The following is an 18,848-nucleotide window of genomic DNA, read 5'->3' as shown; positions in this document are numbered from 1 at the left end:
TTTTACCTCATTACCCATTGCAGCCATTCAGTTTTATGCGGCCATTATAGTACCGCTTGTCGCCGCGAGCCAAAAGCCGGAAAACGGTTGCATTCAAGTTGAAAGCCTTGCGGAAATCCGTCAACCTGCTTCATAAATAGATGTAAATTTTTGTAAAAACAAATGTTTAAGCCAATTGCCCTGCGGTCAAAATGGTATTATGGGATCGGCCAGCGTTAGCCAAGGCAGACAGGGCTTACGCAAGCTTTGCATGTGGGGGCGACCAAAGCCGCCCCCACATGCACTACTCCTGCCGGCGAGAGAAAGGAAAATACGTAAGTCCTCAGCAGAAAATTATTAATGCCATTCATTTATGGATTTGTTTAATAACGATACGAACAGAGAATGCTTTATGTCCACAACCGACACCCTTCTAAGAGCCGTGCGGGAAATCGAACCGATCATCCGGCAGCACGCCCCCGAGGCCGAGCGCGAGCGGAAACTGGCCGCCCCTGTGGCCAAGGCGATGCATCAGGCGGGGCTTTACCGGCTGTGGCGACCGAAGGCGTTCGGCGGCTTCGAGCTTGACCCGATATCCGGCTTCCGCATCATCGAGGAAGTCTCGCGCATCGACAGCGCGGCGGGCTGGAACCTGCAAATCTCCGTTGCCCACGACATGTTCGCGTTGTGGTTTAGCGACCAGGGCGCTCGGGAGATATTCAACTTCGACGCGATTCCGGTCGGCGCCTTCAACCCCGCGCGCAAGGCCGTGCCGGTCGCGGGCGGCTACCGCATCTCGGGGCGCACGTCATACGTGAGCGGCGCCCACTATGCCACGGTTTTTATCGGCTTCGCCCACATCCATGACAGGAACAAATTGCGCGTCAATGCCTATGGCATGCCCGAAACACGGCTGATCGCCGTTCCCGCATCCGAGGTTGACATCGTGGACAACTGGCACACGATGGGCATGCGGGGCAGCGGCAGCCATGATGTCGATATACGGGACGTGTTCATCCCCGAACACTGGGTCGCGCCGTGGGAGCCGTCAGTGAAACCGGGCAGCGCCTATCAGGGGCCGCTGTACCGGCTGACGGTCTGGCCGGCGTTCGCGATCCTCGTCGCGTCGGCGCTCGGCATCGCGCGCGCGGCTATCGATGAAGCCATAGACCTCATCATCAACAAGACACCGGCCTATGGCGCGAAAACGCTCAAGAGCCATGCCGTCGTGCAATCGCAGCTCGCGCAGGCCGAAGCCAAACTCGGCGCCAGTCGCGCTTTTTTGTTCGGCGCGTTCGAGGAAGCCTGGCAGGAAGCCGTCGCCGAAAGACCCATCACCCTGGCGCTGAAAGGCCACATGCAACTGGCCATGACCCATGCCACGCTCGAATGCGCCAAGGCCGTAAGCTTCATCCACGAGATCGCCGGCGCTTCGGGCATTCGCCAGGAGTATCCGTTCGAGCGGTACTTCCGCGATATTCACGTCATCGCGCAGCACGGCTTCACGAACGCGAACAAGCTGGAGTCGGTCGGGCAAATCATGCTCGGGCTCGATCCCGATTGGATGTTCTTACGGTTCTAGGATGAGGCAGGGCCTTGCCCTGAAATCGGTCGGGGCGCGGCCAGATGCCCAACGCGGAAGGTTCAGGAGGCGATTTGCCGCCCAGGCAATCCGCTTTTGTTATCGCGGTAATTACCGGAAAGCCGGCTTGACTTTAGTTGATAGCGCAATAACCCGTTGCCTGGTCGACAAGCAAATGTAAATTATTGTAAAAACAAGTACTTAAAGCTATTGCCTTATGGTGAAAATGGTATTATTCGGTTGAGGCTGACGTTAGCCAGACCCAAATAATAAAAATTATTAATACCGTTCATTCATGGGTTTATTTATGAGAAAAACAACAATTAAAACCATCGGCATCCTCGGCGCGGGCATTTCCGGCATCGGCGCGGCCAGATTATTGAGCCAGGGGGGCTTCGACTGTGAGATCTTCGAACAAGGGGAGCGCGTTGGCGGCGTATGGACGGCCGGTTATCACACTTTCGGGCTACAAACGCCCAAGTCGCTGTACGAAATCCCCGATTACCCGATGCCTGACAGTTACCCGCGCGTTCCCAGCGGCGAGGAGCTGCAAGCCTATTTCGAAAACTATGCCAGGGACACCGGCGTGTACGACAAAATCCGCTTCAAAACCGCCGTTGACCGCCTGGAACAGCAGCAGGACGGCCGATGGACCCTGCAGGTGACCGACAAAGCCACCGGTGAGTCAATGTGGAAGACATTCGATTTTGTCGTGGTGGCGTCCGGGCTTTATTTTGACCCCTACATCCCTGAATTCCCGGGACAGGAAAAATTCAAGGGCAGAATCATGCATTCACAGGACTATGCCGGCCCGGTGCTGGTTACCGGACGCAAGGCCGTGGTGGTCGGTTTTGGCAAGAGCGCCCTGGATGTGGCGGGCGAAGCGGCCAAATTCGCCAAGAAGCTTGACCTGATTTACCGCAAGGCCCATTGGCCCGTTCCGATGGACATCCTGGACATTCTGGATACCCGGAGAATTTGCCTGACCCGCTTTTTCAGCGGCTTCCTGCCCCTGTATCAACGCCCCGATCGCTGGTCCAAACTTCTGCACAACGGTTTTCCCTGGCTGGTGTCCGGGTTCTGGCGTTTTTTCGAAGGGCTTATCAAATTCCAGTTTTCCCTCGAGGCTTGCGATGCCGTTCCCGATGAACGCATGGAAATCGATATCTTCAATCTGGACTTTGTGCCGCGCAGGGAGGTCTACGCGCTGATGCGGGAAGGAGGCATCAACAACCGGCGCGCCACGATCAAGGCGTTTACGGAAGACGGCGTGATCCTTGAGAACGGCGAGCACCTCGAATGCGATGTGGTGATTTTCGGGACCGGTTACAAACCCCGGTATGATTTTCTGCCGGACGTGTTCAAAACCGCCCTGGAAGATGACGGCGTTTATCTTTACCGGCATATCGTGCATCCCAAGCTGTCCAATATGGCATTCATCGGCCGGGCGGCGACGTTTTCCAATTCGTTGACCTCGCATCTTGCAGCCGTCTGGCTGGTCAACCTGCTCAAAGGCAAGTTCCAATTGCCCGATCACGCGGCAATGCTGGCGGAAATCGACGCCATAAAAGCCTGGAAGCGCGGCTTCATGCCGGCAATTTACAGCCGCGCCACGGTAATCAAACTGCACATGTGGAACTATCACGATGAGTTGCTGCGGGATGCGGGCATCGATCCCCAGCGCAAAAAGAACTGGTTGTCGGAATGGTTTTCCCATTATTGTCCTGCCGATTATCGAGAAGTTTTAGCCGGAATTGATCCATCCTAAGGCTTTGGCAATCAACGATTGCCTTGTGAGAGCGATGCCTACATCGCGGCTTGCGGCGGTTTTTAGTCGCGATGAGGGCATCGCTCCCACGAGGGTTCAATAACGCGAAATGGATATCAGGAAGTGATTTCGAATCCAATGCTGAGCGCGATACGAGTCGCTGTCGTCGGCCATGCGCAAACACAAGGCGGTGTTTCCGGACATGGCAGTGAATCTGGTGGTCGCCGGGGAAAGCAGCGGCGATCTCGGCGCCATCATGGAGCGGCTGGCCGTCCATCTCGATAAAAAGGCGGCGCTGCGCGCGCAGATGATCAACGCCATGATTTATCCGGCCGTCGTGCGCGCCAACGGCCTGTTTATCGTCGGCGGCCTGATCGCTTTCATCACCCTGATGCTGCCGCTCTATCAGACCCGCATGGGCCGTTTGTGGATCGACCATATCCTGCTGCGGATACCCGTGATAGGCAGTCTGCTGGTGACCGGCTCGATGGCGCAGCTGTCCTGGGCGCTGTCGATCCTGCTGCTCAGCGGCGTGACGGTGTACGACGCGATGAAAATCACGGCCAGCCTGATCGGCAACCGGGTGTATTCGGACAAGCTGCAGGCGGCCTCGGTAAAAATTCTGGAGGGCCGGGAGGTTTCCCGCAGCCTCAGTCATCGGAAAATACCGCCGCTGGTGCTGCAGATGATCGCGGTGGGCGAGAGCACCGGCAATCTGGACAATGTGCTGCAGGAGTTGGGCGTTTATTACGAAAAATTGCTGGAGATTGCGATCAAGCGGCTGTCGGCACTGATCGAGCCGGCGATGATTCTGGTGATCGGCAGCATGGTCGGTTTTGTTTATTACGCGTTTTTTCAGGCGTTGTTTTCGCTGGTGTCGGGCGGGCGTTAGGTATGTCTGGTTCCCATGCTCCTGCGTGGGAACCCGTACCGGCGCTTGAATTCGGTATGCATTCCCAAGCAGGAGCGTGAGAACGAGGCGCTCGGGTCAGGCTTTAGGCATGTAGGTCGGGTTAGGCTTTAGCCGTAACCCGACAGTTGCGATTTGGAATCAGGATAAAACGAGTTCAATATTGATCCGTCACAGCCCCAGAACGCGATCCGCGTCGATAAAATCACGCGTCTGAGCGTGACGGTCGAAACCGGCATGCTCGGCTCGATCCGGGTTTTGAGGTGATTCCTGAACAGGCGGAAGATTTTCCGGCGCACAGTGCGAATCAATTTGCACCTACACTTTTAATTTATTCCATGCTCATCACTCACTTAAACAACTCGGGAAAAGAACTGTCTATTAGTGCATGCACCGAATTAACCTGATCAATGATTGCATCGTGAGGCCAAGTTCAATTTAACACTATTGCTGATTTCCAGAGCGATCACATTGCAATGCATATTTATCCTGTCGGAATGGCTCGCATGACTAGACGAAACGCGCTTTTTATTTCAAATAAAAAAAGCGGCAAAGCAGACAATGAGCTTAATGGCGCCATCGAGGTGCTTAAAGATTCGGGCATCAGCCTGATCGAACAGGAATCCGAGGACCCTGCCCGGATTAACGACCTGATTCGGCAATACTGCGGCAAAGTCGATACCGTTATCCTTGCCGGCGGTGACGGCACCATGGGTTCCGCGTCGGGGGCGCTCTCGGAATGCGGTCTTGCTCTGGGTATCCTGCCGATGGGCACCGCCAATGACTTGGCGCGTACCTTGAAGATACCGGAATCCGCCGAGTCAGCCGCCGCCGTCATCGCCGACGGCCGTCTGCATGCCATAGATCTGGGCAAGGTGAACGGCCGCTGGTTTGTCAATGCCGCGCATATCGGGCTGGGGGTCAAAGTAAACCGCGCCCTGACCAAAGACCTTAAATCCCGCTGGGGACGGTTCAGTTATGCAAGAAGCCTGATTGAAACCTTTAACTCGATGCGGCCCTATCGCGCCGATATCGTCTGCGACGGAGAGGGCTTCAGCGTGCGCTCGATTCACATCACCGTTGCCAACGGCCGGTTTTACGGAGGCGGCATGGCTTTATCGAAGGAAGCTTCGGTCGATGATCATAAACTGAGGATTTTCAGCCTGGAACCGCAAAGCTTCTGGCGTTTCCTGAGCCACTCAGTAGTCATTCTGGGCGGCCAGTTGAAAGGCCGCGAGGGTGTCTGGCTGCGTAGCGGCGAAAGCATCAGGATAAATACTTCGAGAAAGATGGATATATGGGCGGACGGGGAATATGTTTCCAAAACGCCCGCTTGTTTCGAGCTGAATCCGAACCGTTTGCAGGTGTACGTGCCGGATGAATATTTTACCTGGGAGGGGCGCAATGCTGAGAACTGAAAAACAGGTTGCCCTTGATACTGTCATCAACTCAGGCCTCAGATCGATCGATCATTACTGTCGGGTCGGGGAGTCCATTCAGGATGAACAGACCGGAACGTTGCTTGATAAGCTGGTTAGGGAGCGCAAAAAGCTTATCGATAAGCTGGCGCCAAAGATGTATAAGCTCGGCGATATGCCTTCATCGCCTGACCCCGAAAAACTGGCGGTCGAGGAGATTTTTACCCGGATAAAAGCCGCCTTTTCAGAGGATGAAAAGAATGAACTGTTGGCTAGTCTGGACGAGATCGACTCACAGCTTATGCAGGACATTGACGAGGCTTTCCGTCTGGATTTTGACGAAGAGACGATGGTCATATTGCGGGAACTGCAAGCCTCGGCAGCCGGCGCAAGGAAAAAGCGGGAAAGGATCTATTGATAATGGCGGGTTCAATGCGCCGCGGCCTTTGGCTTTAGATCTGCCTTATGCGATAAGGCGCACGGTTCAGCAATTATCTATAGCGGCGGTTTCGCTGTAGGCATTGAAAAATTGTCTGGCGGTACGTCCGCTTTTAGACGCGTTTTGATGGGCAAAATCCAGCGCCGCCTTGTGCAGAGCCTCGCGGTCGCCCATGAAATCGGTAAAATGGCTGTCGACAATCTCAAGATAGGTCTGGGTTTGCTGCGGGTAAAAGGCCAGCCGCAAGCCGAACCGGTCGGCGAGCGAGATTTTTTCCTCGACGGCGTCGGAATAATGCACTTCGCCATTCACCAATTGCGTCTCCAGATTGTCGCGCATATGTTCAGGCAGCAGATGCCGGCGATTCGAAGTCGCGTAAAACAGCACGTTGTCCGGCGGCAGTTCGATGGAGCCTTCCAGCACGCTTTTCAGCGGCTTGTAGAGACTGTCGCCGCTTTCGAAAGACAGGTCGTCGCAGTAGATGATGAAACGGTAACCGTGTTCACGGATGTCATCGACGATTTCCGGCAGGTACAAAAGATCCTCCTTGTCCACCTCGATGACGCGCAAGCCTTTGTCTTTATAGTTATTCAGCAAGGCTTTGACCAAGGACGATTTGCCGGTGCCGCGCGCGCCCCAGAGCAGGGCATTATTGGCAGGCTTCCCCGCCAGAAAGCGTTCGGTATTGGCTACCAATTGCTGTTTTTGCGAATCAACCCCCAATAGCTGATCCAGGCGAATCGGGTCTGTCTGCCGGACCGGGCGCAAATAGGCCTGACGCTGGCGCCAGATGGCCGCATAAGTGGTGTTCCAGTCGATCATCGGTTTTTTCAAAAGTTGCTGAGAGTGGGTTGGATTGTATGTGATTCAACTCCTCGAACGCAATCCGAAAGCGGAGCCGGGCCGGCAGAGAAGTAGGGTACGCACCGCGTACCATTTTTAAACGGTTCAGATGAATTAAACCTCCAAAAGGTACGCGGTGCGTACCCTACGGGGCTGCTGACATTAGGAGGCACATCGGTCGCGATTGATGCGCTTCACTGCGTTCAGCGCATTATCGGGCTGCATAACATCAAGGGATAACAAGACAATAAGCATAAAAAACAGTTTCCGGATAGTTTCGGAAGATAGCTCGGCATTTATATTGATCCGCTGGTTCGAATCCATCGAGTTCGACCGCAACAGGTACATCAACCCTCATTCCACCTCATGCTCCAAAATCCCCTGCCTGCCGGCCAGCAAAGTCAGTTCGGCGATCGTGGTCACGCCCAGTTTTTCCTTGATGGCCGTGCCGTGGTTGCAGACCGTCTTGTAGCTCAGGCAGAGTTTTTCGGCGGCCTTGTGCGTGTTGTAGCCCCGTGCCAGCAGGCAGAAGACATCGAATTCCCGGGGCGACAGCAGCCTGAGCCTTTCCGATTCGTCATGGCCCGTGCCCATCGTGATCGCCAGCTGCTGCGCCAGTTCCGGGTCCACATACGTGCCGCCGCCGGCAATTTTGCAGACCGCCGTCACCAGCGTCTCGGGCATGCTGTTTTTGGTGATATAGCCTCTGGCGCCGGCCTTGATGGCGCGCGAAGCGTAGGTCAGCGCGTCATGAATGCTGAACACCAGTATCTTGCAATTCGGCTCCCGGCTGAGCAGCCGCCTGATGGTTTCAAAACCGCCGATGCCCGGCATCGACAGATCCAGCACCACGATATCCGGCTGATGCTGGCTGAAAAGCTGACAGGCCGTTTCGCCCCGATCCGCTTCATAAATTTTCCCGATGTTATCGGATAACGCCAGATAGGTCTTGTAGCCTGCCCGGACGACGGCATGGTCGTCCACCAATAATACATCGATCTTGCGTGACACTCAGTTGCTCCCCTACAAATTAATTCATGATGCGTCGTTTTGACGGACAAGGCTATGGGAGCTTTTCCTTTTTATTGATGCGGATCAGATAGGGGAAAATTTCATGGGTATTTGATGCAATTTTCCCGGTCATTTCGGGGCTTATTCCGTAACCCGGGCACAGCCGCCTCCCGTATCATTCCCGTCCAGCATAGCCTTGCGCGCCGGTGAACCATTAGGCATTTCGTTTTGATCAAGAAAGCTGACTGCTGCAAGTTCTCACAAACAAACACCATCGGCGCGCATGGCTAGGCCTTATTAATCAGTGCATAAAATAACCTGGAGGAAGTATGCGGATTTCGAAATTTGCTCGTCATGTGGGGACGACTACGGCGTTGATGTCGGGCATCCTGTTGGCGTTGTCGCAACCGGCGCAGGCCAATAAAGAGCTGGACAAGATGTCGCGCCAGAACACCAATTGGGTGATGCAGACCAAGGACTACGGTTCCACACATTACAGCGAGTTGTATGACATCAATATCACCAACGTCAAGAACCTGAAGCCAGCCTGGAGTTTTTCAACCGGCGTGCTGAACGGCCACGAAGGCGGGCCTTTGGTCGTTGACGGCATCATGTATGTTCATACACCTTATCCGAACAACGTTTTCGCCATCGACCTGAACAATCCTGACAAGATCCTGTGGGAGTTCAAGCCCAAACAGAATCCGGCGGCCCGTGCGGTAGCCTGTTGCGACGTGGTCAACCGTGGTCTGGCTTATGCGCCGCAGGGCAAGGATTATCCCGCGACGATCTTCCTGAACCAGCTTGACGGCCACATCGTCGCGCTGAACGCGAAAACCGGCGAACAGCTGTGGAAAATGGAGAACTCCGATATCGCGATGGGCTCGACACTGACCGTCGCGCCGTTTGTCGCCGAGGACAAGGTCATCGTCGGCACGTCCGGTGCCGAACTGGGCGTCAGGGGCTACGCGACGGCTTATAACATCAAGGACGGCAAACAGGCCTGGCGCGTTTACGCGACCGGTCCCGATGAAGACATCAAATTGTCGAAAGACTTCAACAAGGCCAACCCGCATTACGGCCAGTTCGGCCTGGGTCTGAAAACCTGGGAAGGCGACGCCTGGAAAATCGGCGGCGGCACCAACTGGGGCTGGTATGCTTATGACCCCGATTTGAGAATGTTGTACTACGGATCAGGCAACCCGGCGCCATGGAACGAAACCATGCGTCCCGGCGACAACAAGTGGACCATGACCATCTGGGGGCGCGACATCGATAGCGGCGAAGCGAAATTCGGCTATCAGAAAACGCCTCATGACGAGTGGGATTACGCCGGCGTCAACTACATGGGCCTGTCCGAGCAGATGGTCAACGGCAAAATGACCAAACTGCTGACCCATCCTGACCGCAACGGACTGGTCTATACCCTGAACCGTGAAAACGGCGATCTGGTCAACGCCTTCAAAATCGACAACACCGTCAACTGGGTCAAGCACGTGGACCTGAAAACCGGTCTGCCGGTACGTGACCCCGAATATTCGACGCACATGGACCACGAAGCCAAAGGCATCTGTCCTTCGGCCATGGGCTATCACAACCAAGGCATCGAGTCCTACGACCCGACCAAGCAACTGTTCTTCATGGGCGTGAACCACATCTGCATGGACTGGGAACCGTTCATGCTGCCTTACCGCGCAGGCCAGTTCTTCGTCGGCGCTACCTTGAACATGTATCCGGGACCTAAAGGCACCTTGGGCCAGGTCAAGGCCATGAATGCGGTCACCGGCGAATTCGAGTGGGAAATCCAGGAAAAATTCGCGGTCTGGGGCGGCACTACGGCAACGGCGGGCGACCTGGTGTTCTACGGCACGCTGGATGGTTACATCAAGGCGCTTAACTCCAGAACCGGCGAAGAGCTGTGGAAATTCAAGCTGCCTTCCGGCGTGATCGGCCATCCGATTACCTATAAACACGACGGCAAGCAATACGTCGCGATTTATTACGGCGTAGGCGGCTGGCCCGGCGTCGGCCTGGTATTCGACCTGAAAGACCCGACAGCCGGTCTCGGCGCGGTCGGTGCGTTCAAAGAACTGGCGCACTACACGCAAATGGGCGGCGGCGTCATGGTGTTCTCGCTTTAAGTATCTGAAAACGTAGGGCGGGCGGATGATTTCCGTCCGCCCTTACCACGAGGACAATATGTCATTTAAAGTAACTATCTTAACTGCTCTATTTCTGGCGCTGGGCTTTGCGGCATCCGGCGCTTTCGCTCAGGAACCGTTGAAAGTCTGCGCTGCGGAAGACGAAATGCCGTACTCCAATAAAAAAGGGGAAGGCTTCGAGAACAAGCTGGCGCAGCTGGTCGGTGAGGAACTGGGCCGGAAAGTCGAATACGTGACCTGGACCGATCCGCGCTTCTACTTGCGCGATTACCTGGACAAAGGGCTTTGCGACGTTTCCATCGGCATGGACACGGGCGATCCGAGGGTACTGACCACGCGGCCTTATTACCGGTCCGGCTACGTGTTCATCACGCGCCAGAACGACAATCTGGACCTGCGGAATTGGGACAGCGAAGTCCTGCGCAAGGCTGAACGCATCGCCTATGTGCCGGGTTCGCCGGCTGAAGTCATGATGCGGGCGATCGGGCGTTACAACGACATGTTCAATTACGAGCAGGAACTGGTGGGCTACAAGTCCAGGCGCAACCAGTACGTCAAGTACGACAACGCCAAGCTGGTTTCCGAGGTGGCCTCGGGCCGTGCCGAAGTCGCCGTGCTGTGGGGGCCGGCCGGCGCCCGTTATGTCAAGGAGTCTTCGACACCGCTGAAGGTGACGGTGATCCCTGACAACAATACCCGCGCCGACGGCGAGAAGGTAGGCTTCCACTACAGCACCTCCATGGGCGTGCGCAAAGGCGACGAAGCCCTGCTGGCGCAGTTGAATCAGGTCATCGAAAAACGACAACACGATATAAGGCAGATTCTGGAAGCAGAAGGGATTCCCCTGCTGCCCGAACAGGAGCCTGCTTTAGCCATGCAAAAACAGGATTAACAACAAAATGAAATATAACAATTTAACAGCCGCCGTACTCGCGACCCTGGCTTTGTCCAGTCCTATCGCACAGGCGGACATCACGCTGCACCATGCCATCACCGGCGAAGTGCTGGACATGAGCGTCGCCAAGTCCGGCGGACACACGGATGCGTTCAAGCAGTTCATGCAGACCGGCAAAAACCCTTATAACGGCGATAAGGAAGCGGTCGAGAAGGGTAAAAGCCTTTACATGACGGGCTGCTCCGGCTGCCACGGTCATGAAGCGGAAGGCAAGTTGGGTCCCGGTCTGGCAGACGACTACTGGACTTATCCGGCCAACGCTACCGACAAGGGCTTGTTCGAACTGCTGTTCGGCGGCGCCAACGGCATGATGGGGCCGCAATACGTCAACTTCAGCACCGATGAGATGCTGAATATCATGGCCTTTTTGCGGGATATCTACAAAGGTGACCCGAAAAAGGCCAAATGGTTGAAAGACTGACGTTACGGCATCTCCGTTATCTATCCCGTTTGCCGCGCCGGGCGCCGCCGCTTTTAACCGGGGTAGGCTGGGTTGATAAACCCAGCATTCGAAGCCGCCCATGCCGGGTTTCCGCTAAAGCTCCAACCCAGCCTACACGTGCTGTAGGGTACGCATTGCGTACCTTTTCAGCTAAGCACTAAATAACGAGGACACGACAATGAAAAAATTACTTTTACTCGGCTTCGCAAGTCTTATGGCCACGCTGTCATTTTCCGCATCGGCCTATGACGGCACCAACTGCAAGGAACCCGGCGTGTGCTGGGAACCCAAGCCGGGCTATCCGGAAAAGGTTGCGGGCAGCAAGTACGACCCGAAACACGATCCCAACGAACTGAATAAACAAGCGCAGTCCATCAAGGAAATGGAGGCCCGAAATGAAAAGCGCTGGGAGCACTTGAGTAAAACCGGCAAGTTTGTTTATGACGTAGAGGAAATCAATTAAGGATTTCCATAGGGACAGGCATGTGGCCCCCTGTATGTCTGTTCTGCACCGAAGCCTGAAGCGAGGCTTTGCTCCAGGCTTCATTCCTCATGAATTTTTGATACTTAAACCATGCTTACTCCGTTAAGACCTCCCCTTAACGGAGCTTTTTTATAGCCAAACATGACAGACAACCAGCTCAACGACTGGCGCGCCAAGGCGCTGCAGTTCGAACAACAGATCAACGGGATTGTGATCGGTCAGCCCTCCGTGGTCCGCAATATCGTCCTTGCCGTGTTCGCGCGCGGCCATGTATTGCTGGAAGGCCAGGTCGGCGTCGGCAAGACGACGCTGCTGCGCGCCATTGCTCATGGTCTGGGCGGAGAATACCAACGCGTCGAAGGCACCATCGATCTGATGCCCGCCGATCTCGTCTACTACACCTACCTGGACGAAGCCGGCAAGCCGCGCGTCGATCCGGGCCCCCTGCTGAAGCAGGGCAGCCGGTTGGCGACTTTCTTTTTCAACGAAATCAACCGCGCCCGCCCGCAGGTGCATTCGTTGCTGTTGCGTGCCATGGCCGAGCGCAGCATCAATGCCTTCAACCGCGATTACGAATTCCCGCACCTGCAGGTGTTCGCCGACAGGAACCGCGTCGAGAAAGAGGAAACCTTCGAAATGCCGGCCGCCGCAAAAGACCGTTTCATGTTTGAAATCGGCATGGCGACGCCGACGGATGATGCAGTGCTGGATGAACTGATGTTCAACCAGCGCTTCCATGACGTCGACCGGCTGATTGCCGGCATGGAAACCGGCGGCATCGCTTATTACGAACTCAACGATCTGGCGGTCATGCTGCAGGAGAATATCCAGGGCACGCCGAAACTGCGCGCTTATGCCCTGGCGTTGTGGAAAGCCTCGCATTATCCGCAGGACTACGGGATCGAGCTGGCCGATGTGGACATGAGCGCGCTGCTGCAGGCCGGCGCCAGTCCGCGCGGCATGAGTTATTTCATCCGCGCCGCCAAGGTCCGTGCCTGGCTGGAAGGCCGCAATGCCTTGCTGCCCGAAGACCTGCAGGCGGTTTATCAGGTCACGATGGCGCATCGCATCTTTTTGAGCCCGATGTACGCCTACCGGAAGGATGAACTGATGCCTGAGCTGATCAACGGCATTCTCAACCAAATTGCCGCGCCGTGATTGAATGGATGTCGGAGTTGAAAAGGCAGGATACGCATTGCGTACCTTTTGCGGCAGGGCAATTGGAACGCCCGGCAAGGTACGCAATGCGTATCCTGCAGTTCTTAACCAGCGCCGCACTACATGAATCTGGCGATTCATGCATAACATCGGCACTTATCCAGGTGAGCAACCCATGAGCGTGAAAAAATACTTTGATTTAATCAAACCCAAAACGGATCTCGGCGATTTGACCGAACAATACCTGACCTGGGCCGGCGTCAGTTTCATCTGCTTTTTCATTGCCGACGGCTTTGACCATCTGGCGGAAGCGTCCTACGCGGCTTATTACACAGGCGCCATCAACGAGGCCGTCAGCACCCGGTTCTGGGTGTTGCTGGGCGTCACCGGCCTGTTGCTGTTCTGCATGGCGCTGCCTGCCGTTTTTCTGGCGCGCCGGCTGCCCGCGCTCGTTCAGGTTTCGTATTACCTGCGCCGCATCACACAGGCCTTCTGTCTGATCGCGTTCAAGATCGGCGCCCTGATTGTCGGCATATGGGCCGCGCATTGGCTGCACTTCAGCGACAAGGACCACATGCTCGCCTCGAAATCGCTGCTGATCGACGATATCGGCTTTTTCTCCATACTCGGGCTCGGTGTATTGAATACACTGTACTGGCTGGTCGGCGAGGGGATTTACAACCGCGACGACCGGAGCTATTCGGGGCTGGTCGGACTGATCCTGGATTGGCCCGTCAAGTACAGCCTGCCCGCCTACACCGTATTCACCGGCGCGGTCATGTATCTGATAGCGAGCCAGCAGTAAACGCCATGACAACCGCTCCCGAAACCTTCCGCTACCGGCTGGCAGGGCCTGCCGGCAGTGTTTTTCCCGGCGCGCATCCGGGACAGATGGTCAGCAGCGGCCAGCTATTCAAACGCCATGAACCGCTGATCGCGGCGCCCGACCCCCGGCGCATCGATCTGCGCGCCAGCGTGCTGGACTCGTTCGGCAGCTATCAGGTGCGCGTCTACCAGCAGAAAAGCACGCTCGATGTCTACCTGATCGCCGACCTGTCCGCGTCGATGTCGTTTTCCGGCAGCCTGAACAAACAACGGATACTCATCGATTTTTTATTGTCGGCCGCCAGCTCGGCTTTCAGCTACGGCGACAGCTTCGGCTTTATCGGCTGCGGACGACAGCTGGAACAGCGCTGGCTGCTGCCGGGCTGCCGGCAAATGGGACGCGTCCGGGCGCTGGCGAAAAATCTGGAAAATCATATCCCGGCACAAGGCTGCGAAAGCCTGCCGCAAACAGCGCGCTTGCTGCCCGCGAGCCGGGCGCTGGTGTTTCTACTGTCCGATTTCCATTTCGGCACGGATCGGCTCAAAACCCTGATGCAAACGCTCAACCGGCACGATGTGATCCCGCTGGTGCTGTGGGATAGCGCCGAATATCTGGACCTGCCGCCTTGGGGGCTGATCAGATACCGGGACATGGAAAACGGCGCTATGCGCACGCTGTTCATGCGTCCGGCGCTAAAGCAGAAAATCGTCCGCGCCTTTGATCAGCGCCGGCGGCAGCTGCAGCAGGCATTCCGCGCCTTCGGGGCCGAGCCTTTGTTTATCGACGGGCGCTACAAGGCCGAACACATCGATCATTATTTTCAACAGAGGGCCGCATGAGAACCCTATTGACCGGCATCCTGCTGTCGCTGGCGCTGCTCGGTTGCTCGGACAGGCCGGCCGTCAGCGATGTCGAACTGCTCGCGCCGCGCCCGTTCGGCTATGTCATCGGCGACGAGATACAACACCGCGTCTTGGTCGAAACCCGCAACGGGGTCAGACTGCAGACGAGCAGCCTGCCACGGCAGGGGGCGCTCAACCGCTGGCTGAATCTCAATGACATCAAGGTCGAAGAAAGCCGGATCGGCGGCGGTTTCCGCTACACGATCGACCTGACTTATCAGGTTTTCTATGCCCCCAATGAAGTCAAAATGCTGACTATTCCGGGCTTCAACCTCGTACTTGGGCAAGGCGGCAAAACCGCCGAACAGGCCGTGCCGGCCTGGCCTTTTACCCTGTCGCCCCTGCGCGAGCTGGCGGTAAGGCTGGACGACACCGGCGAATACAAGCGCCCCGACGCCATGCCGCCCGCATTGCGGACCGACGGTCCGGTGCTCGGGCTGCTCGTCGCCGGGCTGATCGCCTTGGCTAGCGGGGCGGGTCTGGCCTATTTGTACGGCTATCTGCCGGGGTTGCCCCGGCGCAGCCTCTTCAAGCGCGCTGGCGGAAAACTGGCGCGCCTGTCCGGCCAGGAATTGGAGCAGGGACTGACGGTGTTCCATGAGGCCCTGAACGCACTGAATCGCCAGCCGCTGTTCAAGCACAAGCTGGCCGGCTTTTACCGGCAGCATCCGCAGTACCGGCAACTCGGCGACCAGCTGGATTGGTTCTTCAATTGCTCCAACCGCTATTTCTTCGCCGGCAAAGCCGAATCCGGCGCGGAAGCCCTGGGCCGGCTCAGAAAGCTCTGCGCGGCCTGCCGCGAGATCGAGCGGGGCAGCAAATGAATTTTGCCGTCGAAACGCCGTGGGTCTTGGCAGGCCTGCTGTTTATGCTGTGGCCCCTGTTCGATGACGGTGTGCGGCACAGCCCTTATCCGTGGCTGGATATACTGCCGCCCGATGCCGTCTCCGCCGGACTGACCGTCCTGCTGCGCATACTCGGCATGGCGACGATCGCGGCGCTGGTGCTGGGCTTGGCCGGCCTGCACCGGACCGAGCAAAGCATCGAACGCATCGGCCACGGCGCCAACATCGTTTTGCTGCTGGACCGCAGCAACAGCATGGACAACACCTTCGCCGGCAAGGCGCCGGACAGCGCAGAGGAATCCAAGGCCGCGGCGGCGCGGCGCCTGCTGACCGAATTCGTCACCGGGCGCCCGCACGACATGCTCGGCATCGCCGAATACAGCACCTCGCCGCTGTTCGTGCTGCCGCTGACGGAAAACAAACAGGCGATCCAGGCAGCCATCAACGCCACCGCCGCGCCCGCGCTCGCCTATACCAATATCAGCAAGGGCCTGGCCATGGCCATGTCCTTTTTCGACAACCGGGAGCTGACCGGTTCGCGCATCGTGCTGCTGGTGTCCGACGGGGCGGCGGCCATCGACCCGGACAGCGAACTGCAGCTTCGGCAATGGTTCAAGCAGCAGCAGGTCCGCCTGTACTGGATTTTTCTGCGCACGGCCAACAGCCCCGGCATTTACGAGCGGCCGGCCGACTCGCGCAATGACAACGCGCAGGCAATGCCGGAACGCTATCTGCATTTATTCTTCACCAGCCTGAACATTCCCTATCAGGCGTATGAAGCGGAAAGCCCGGATGCCATGCAGAAAGCCATTGCCGACATCAATCGGCTGGAGCACCTGCCCCGGCATTATCGCGAACGCATCCCCAAACAGGATTTGTCGGCGCTCTGTTACCAGTGGGCCGCCGGGTTGATACTGGTGTTGCTGGCTTTGAAATTGTGTGAGGTAAGAAGGTGACAAGAACCTTGAGGAACGCCGCGCTGTGGGGCGTGCTGGCGGCGAGCAGTTTCGCCGTTTTCTATGAACTGTGGGCGCTGTACCGGATCGACCGGGAAAACGCCTGGATGGAGCAACTGGCTTCGGGCCATGACATCGATATCGAAAAACTGGTCAGCGCGAAACCGGAAGTCAGGCTGGCGAGAGCGGTTTACTTCAAGAGCAAGCACCGTTACGACGAGGCCCTGGCGACGCTGAGCCTGATCATGGACGCGGGCGACCGTGCGCTGCAGGCCAAAATCCGCTACAACCTCGGCAATGTCTATCTGGAGCAGGCGGTTGAACAGGCCGAAGCGAAGAATTTCAATGAAGCCCTGCCGCTGGCGGGGCTGGCGAAGCAGGCCTACCGGCAGGCGCTGGCGCTGGACAGCCGGTTCTGGGACGCCAAATACAACCTCGAGGTCGCCATGCGCCTGCTGCCGGAAATGGACCGGATCAACATCCAGGACGACAGCCCCGACAACCGCAAATCGCAGCCGTGGACGACCGTGCCGGGCTTTCCGAGAGGACTGCCTTGATGAGCTTTTCCGGCGTACACAAGGATTACCGCTTCTGGTGCCTGATTCTGGCGCTGGCCGCCATGCTGGCGCTGTTCATCCATCCCCGGGAGCGGCAGAAGCGTCCGGTCTATAACCTGGCCTTCATCGTCGATATTACCCGCAGCATGAACGCGCAGGACTACCGGCTGGAAGACAGCCCCGTCAGCCGTCTGCAGTATGTCAAACAGACACTGCGCGAGCTGCTGCCGAAATTGCCATGCCAGTCGAAAGTCGGCCTGGGCGTGTTTACCGAGCGGCGCTCGACCCTGCTGTTCGAGCCGATCGAAGTCTGCTCGGGCTTTGCCGAGCTGGATGCCGCCATTGCCGAACTGGACTGGCGCATGGCCTGGGCAGCGGACAGCCGGATCGCCGGCGGCCTGCTCAGTGCGCTGGAAATCCTGCAGAACGGCGATTCCAAAGTGGTGTTCGTGACCGACGGACAGGAAGCCCCGCCTGTCAATCCGCGCTATCTCAGCGATTTTTCCGCTGTCAAGGGCAAGCTGGACGGCATGATTCTCGGCGTCGGCGGCCTGCAGCCCGTGCCTATCCCGAAATTCAACGCCAACGGCGAGCCCGCCGGATTCTATAGCGCCGAGGATGTGCCGCACCGCTCCTCGTTCGGCGAATCCAACCTCAATCCAGAAAAAATCGAAGGCTACGATGCCCGCAACGCGCCGTTCGGCCGGGAGGCGGCGACGGGCAGCGAACACCTGGCTTCCCTGCGCGAGCCGTATCTGCAACAGCTGGCGTCGGAGGCAGGCCTGCGCTATCACCGGCTGACCGATATCGATGCCTTGAACGAGGCCCTGCAAACGCCCGATTTCGCCGTGCAGAAACCGGTGGACGCCGATGTGCGCTGGAAAGCGGCCGTCGCGGCGCTGGCGCTGCTGCTGCCGATCTACGGCGGCCTGTTTAAACGATATTTAAATAGAGCAATAAAGAGAGTTTGACTATGCAAAACTTAACAAAGACCTTTACGTTTTCGTCACGAATGATCCTGCTTGCCTCAGCCCTGATCAGCAGCCCGGCCTGTTTTTCAGAGCCGCAAAAAGAAGATATCCCCAATCTGGTCGGTGTCTGGACCGGAGAAAACACTACTTATTCAGAGCAAAAAGGGCATTCAAGCTGGGCCAAGACTGTCGAGATTTCCGAGCAGAAAGGGCGCATATTCAAAGGACACTTCACTTTTTCGGGGGGAACCAAGCACTTTTTCGGGGCTATTTATCCTGACAACGCCTCGTTTACCTGGGTTGGCGCGGACAGCAAGGGCTACAATCATGGCCGTATTTTCAGCAAGGACCATGTCAGCGCCTGTTACGTTGAGTCAGGAGCGGAAGCCACCGTCGGTTGTGCCGATCTGGTAAGGAAAAAGCCATGAAACTTCAATCAAACTGATGATCGTCCGGTAACATATCAGCTTAAGCCGCTAGGCAGGATGGGCTAGGAAGGTGTAGATATGGCAATAGTCAGGGCTGAAAAAATTACTCGAACGATGTGCTTCGTGCCTCAGCGCATCCCATAGCCCTTCTTGCATAAACCGCACGGATGTGGTTTATGCCGATATTGCGGGAGCAAATATCTGCCCTTGCA

General features: G+C 56.9%; 20 protein-coding genes. 17 read left to right on the top strand and 3 right to left on the bottom strand.

Going from position 1 to position 18,848, the window contains the following annotated elements; genetic code table 11:
• Positions 1–391 precede the first annotated feature (391 nt).
• The 3 genes from ACTNE6_RS17075 to ACTNE6_RS17065 all read left to right on the top strand — a co-directional run bounded on the left by ACTNE6_RS17075 (position 392) and on the right by ACTNE6_RS17065 (position 4,221).
• The gene (locus ACTNE6_RS17075) at positions 392–1,561 is read left to right on the top strand and encodes an acyl-CoA dehydrogenase family protein (protein WP_442497601.1); all 1,170 of its coding nucleotides are present in this window, start codon (positions 392–394) and stop codon (positions 1,559–1,561) included.
• A 307-nt stretch (positions 1,562–1,868) separates the two neighbouring features.
• Positions 1,869–3,329, top strand: a complete 1,461-nt coding sequence (locus ACTNE6_RS17070) for a flavin-containing monooxygenase (protein ID WP_442497600.1) — start codon at positions 1,869–1,871, stop codon at positions 3,327–3,329.
• A 160-nt stretch (positions 3,330–3,489) separates the two neighbouring features.
• Complete coding sequence (locus ACTNE6_RS17065; RefSeq protein ID WP_442499712.1) at positions 3,490–4,221, top strand: type II secretion system F family protein; 732 nt, start codon at positions 3,490–3,492, stop codon at positions 4,219–4,221.
• Positions 4,222–4,349: 128 nt separating this feature from the next.
• On the opposite strand, the gene ACTNE6_RS17060 is transcribed toward ACTNE6_RS17065, so the two are convergent.
• The gene (locus ACTNE6_RS17060) at positions 4,350–4,538 is read right to left on the bottom strand and encodes a hypothetical protein (protein ID WP_442497599.1); all 189 of its coding nucleotides are present in this window, start codon (positions 4,536–4,538) and stop codon (positions 4,350–4,352) included.
• A gap of 207 nt (positions 4,539–4,745) precedes the next feature.
• On the opposite strand from ACTNE6_RS17060, the gene ACTNE6_RS17055 reads away from it, so the two are divergent.
• Positions 4,746–5,657 carry a lipid kinase gene (locus ACTNE6_RS17055; RefSeq protein WP_442497598.1) on the top strand — a complete coding sequence of 304 codons (912 nt, stop codon included), beginning with the start codon at positions 4,746–4,748 and terminating at the stop codon, positions 5,655–5,657.
• Positions 5,644–6,075 (top strand): DUF2383 domain-containing protein, encoded by a 432-nt coding sequence (locus ACTNE6_RS17050; protein ID WP_442497597.1) that lies wholly within the window; start codon positions 5,644–5,646, stop codon positions 6,073–6,075. The genes ACTNE6_RS17055 and ACTNE6_RS17050 overlap by 14 nt, the downstream gene beginning before the upstream one ends.
• A gap of 66 nt (positions 6,076–6,141) precedes the next feature.
• Here ACTNE6_RS17050 and ACTNE6_RS17045 read toward each other — a convergent pair whose 3' ends face one another.
• Together ACTNE6_RS17045 and ACTNE6_RS17040 are read right to left on the bottom strand one after the other, a co-directional pair.
• Positions 6,142–6,918, bottom strand: coding sequence for an ATP-binding protein (locus tag ACTNE6_RS17045; RefSeq protein WP_442497596.1), 777 nt, complete (start codon positions 6,916–6,918; stop codon positions 6,142–6,144).
• Between the two features lie 375 nt (positions 6,919–7,293).
• Complete coding sequence (locus ACTNE6_RS17040; protein ID WP_442497595.1) at positions 7,294–7,950, bottom strand: response regulator; 657 nt, start codon at positions 7,948–7,950, stop codon at positions 7,294–7,296.
• Positions 7,951–8,279: 329 nt separating this feature from the next.
• On the opposite strand from ACTNE6_RS17040, the gene ACTNE6_RS17035 reads away from it, so the two are divergent.
• The 12 genes from ACTNE6_RS17035 to ACTNE6_RS16980 all read left to right on the top strand — a co-directional run bounded on the left by ACTNE6_RS17035 (position 8,280) and on the right by ACTNE6_RS16980 (position 18,636).
• On the top strand, positions 8,280–10,091 hold the full coding sequence (locus ACTNE6_RS17035) for a methanol/ethanol family PQQ-dependent dehydrogenase (protein ID WP_442497594.1): 1,812 nt from the start codon (positions 8,280–8,282) through the stop codon (positions 10,089–10,091).
• A 58-nt stretch (positions 10,092–10,149) separates the two neighbouring features.
• A complete protein-coding gene (gene moxJ, locus ACTNE6_RS17030; protein ID WP_442497593.1) occupies positions 10,150–11,004 on the top strand; it encodes a methanol oxidation system protein MoxJ in 855 nt (284 codons plus the stop codon).
• A gap of 7 nt (positions 11,005–11,011) precedes the next feature.
• Positions 11,012–11,488 (top strand): cytochrome c(L), periplasmic, encoded by a 477-nt coding sequence (gene moxG, locus ACTNE6_RS17025; protein ID WP_442497592.1) that lies wholly within the window; start codon positions 11,012–11,014, stop codon positions 11,486–11,488.
• A gap of 199 nt (positions 11,489–11,687) precedes the next feature.
• Positions 11,688–11,972, top strand: a complete 285-nt coding sequence (locus ACTNE6_RS17020; protein ID WP_027158517.1) for a methanol dehydrogenase [cytochrome c] subunit — start codon at positions 11,688–11,690, stop codon at positions 11,970–11,972.
• 162 nt (positions 11,973–12,134) lie between these two features.
• Entirely contained in the window at positions 12,135–13,151 is a 1,017-nt protein-coding gene (locus tag ACTNE6_RS17015) for an AAA family ATPase (protein WP_442497591.1), read from the top strand.
• 175 nt (positions 13,152–13,326) lie between these two features.
• Positions 13,327–13,956 carry an MxaP protein gene (locus ACTNE6_RS17010; protein ID WP_442497590.1) on the top strand — a complete coding sequence of 210 codons (630 nt, stop codon included), beginning with the start codon at positions 13,327–13,329 and terminating at the stop codon, positions 13,954–13,956.
• A gap of 5 nt (positions 13,957–13,961) precedes the next feature.
• On the top strand, positions 13,962–14,816 hold the full coding sequence (locus ACTNE6_RS17005; protein WP_442497589.1) for a DUF58 domain-containing protein: 855 nt from the start codon (positions 13,962–13,964) through the stop codon (positions 14,814–14,816).
• Entirely contained in the window at positions 14,813–15,703 is an 891-nt protein-coding gene (locus ACTNE6_RS17000; protein WP_442497588.1) for a nonribosomal peptide synthetase MxaA, read from the top strand. Before ACTNE6_RS17005 ends, ACTNE6_RS17000 begins: the two co-directional genes overlap by 4 nt.
• The gene (locus tag ACTNE6_RS16995; protein WP_442497587.1) at positions 15,700–16,680 is read left to right on the top strand and encodes a vWA domain-containing protein; all 981 of its coding nucleotides are present in this window, start codon (positions 15,700–15,702) and stop codon (positions 16,678–16,680) included. Before ACTNE6_RS17000 ends, ACTNE6_RS16995 begins: the two co-directional genes overlap by 4 nt.
• Entirely contained in the window at positions 16,677–17,237 is a 561-nt protein-coding gene (locus tag ACTNE6_RS16990) for an MxaK protein (protein WP_442497586.1), read from the top strand. The genes ACTNE6_RS16995 and ACTNE6_RS16990 overlap by 4 nt, the downstream gene beginning before the upstream one ends.
• Complete coding sequence (locus ACTNE6_RS16985; RefSeq protein ID WP_442497585.1) at positions 17,237–18,208, top strand: vWA domain-containing protein; 972 nt, start codon at positions 17,237–17,239, stop codon at positions 18,206–18,208. Before ACTNE6_RS16990 ends, ACTNE6_RS16985 begins: the two co-directional genes overlap by 1 nt.
• Before the next feature lie 2 nt (positions 18,209–18,210).
• On the top strand, positions 18,211–18,636 hold the full coding sequence (locus tag ACTNE6_RS16980; protein WP_442497584.1) for a hypothetical protein: 426 nt from the start codon (positions 18,211–18,213) through the stop codon (positions 18,634–18,636).
• Positions 18,637–18,848 lie beyond the last annotated feature (212 nt).

This window comes from Methylobacter sp. sgz302048 (assembly GCF_052162025.1).
In the GTDB taxonomy this organism is placed as follows: domain Bacteria; phylum Pseudomonadota; class Gammaproteobacteria; order Methylococcales; family Methylomonadaceae; genus Methylobacter.
Note: the sequence above shows the minus strand (reverse complement) of the source record. Positions and strands in the feature narration are given on the sequence as shown.

What these genes read in the sequence shown, in the direction of transcription:
- ACTNE6_RS17050 (WP_442497597.1), top strand. Translation starts at nt 5,644, where the DNA reads ATGCTGAGAACTGAAAAACAGGTTGCCCTTGATACTGTCATCAACTCA.
- ACTNE6_RS17035 (WP_442497594.1), top strand. Translation starts at nt 8,280, where the DNA reads ATGCGGATTTCGAAATTTGCTCGTCATGTGGGGACGACTACGGCGTTG.
- moxG (WP_442497592.1), top strand. Translation starts at nt 11,012, where the DNA reads ATGAAATATAACAATTTAACAGCCGCCGTACTCGCGACCCTGGCTTTG.
- ACTNE6_RS17000 (WP_442497588.1), top strand. Translation starts at nt 14,813, where the DNA reads ATGAGAACCCTATTGACCGGCATCCTGCTGTCGCTGGCGCTGCTCGGT.
- ACTNE6_RS17070 (WP_442497600.1), top strand. Translation starts at nt 1,869, where the DNA reads ATGAGAAAAACAACAATTAAAACCATCGGCATCCTCGGCGCGGGCATT.
- ACTNE6_RS17075 (WP_442497601.1), top strand. Translation starts at nt 392, where the DNA reads ATGTCCACAACCGACACCCTTCTAAGAGCCGTGCGGGAAATCGAACCG.
- ACTNE6_RS16980 (WP_442497584.1), top strand. Translation starts at nt 18,211, where the DNA reads ATGCAAAACTTAACAAAGACCTTTACGTTTTCGTCACGAATGATCCTG.
- ACTNE6_RS16995 (WP_442497587.1), top strand. Translation starts at nt 15,700, where the DNA reads ATGAATTTTGCCGTCGAAACGCCGTGGGTCTTGGCAGGCCTGCTGTTT.
- ACTNE6_RS17055 (WP_442497598.1), top strand. Translation starts at nt 4,746, where the DNA reads ATGACTAGACGAAACGCGCTTTTTATTTCAAATAAAAAAAGCGGCAAA.
- ACTNE6_RS17045 (WP_442497596.1), bottom strand. Translation starts at nt 6,918, where the DNA reads ATGATCGACTGGAACACCACTTATGCGGCCATCTGGCGCCAGCGTCAG.
- ACTNE6_RS16985 (WP_442497585.1), top strand. Translation starts at nt 17,237, where the DNA reads ATGAGCTTTTCCGGCGTACACAAGGATTACCGCTTCTGGTGCCTGATT.
- ACTNE6_RS17010 (WP_442497590.1), top strand. Translation starts at nt 13,327, where the DNA reads ATGAGCGTGAAAAAATACTTTGATTTAATCAAACCCAAAACGGATCTC.
- ACTNE6_RS17015 (WP_442497591.1), top strand. Translation starts at nt 12,135, where the DNA reads ATGACAGACAACCAGCTCAACGACTGGCGCGCCAAGGCGCTGCAGTTC.
- ACTNE6_RS17005 (WP_442497589.1), top strand. Translation starts at nt 13,962, where the DNA reads ATGACAACCGCTCCCGAAACCTTCCGCTACCGGCTGGCAGGGCCTGCC.
- ACTNE6_RS17020 (WP_027158517.1), top strand. Translation starts at nt 11,688, where the DNA reads ATGAAAAAATTACTTTTACTCGGCTTCGCAAGTCTTATGGCCACGCTG.
- moxJ (WP_442497593.1), top strand. Translation starts at nt 10,150, where the DNA reads ATGTCATTTAAAGTAACTATCTTAACTGCTCTATTTCTGGCGCTGGGC.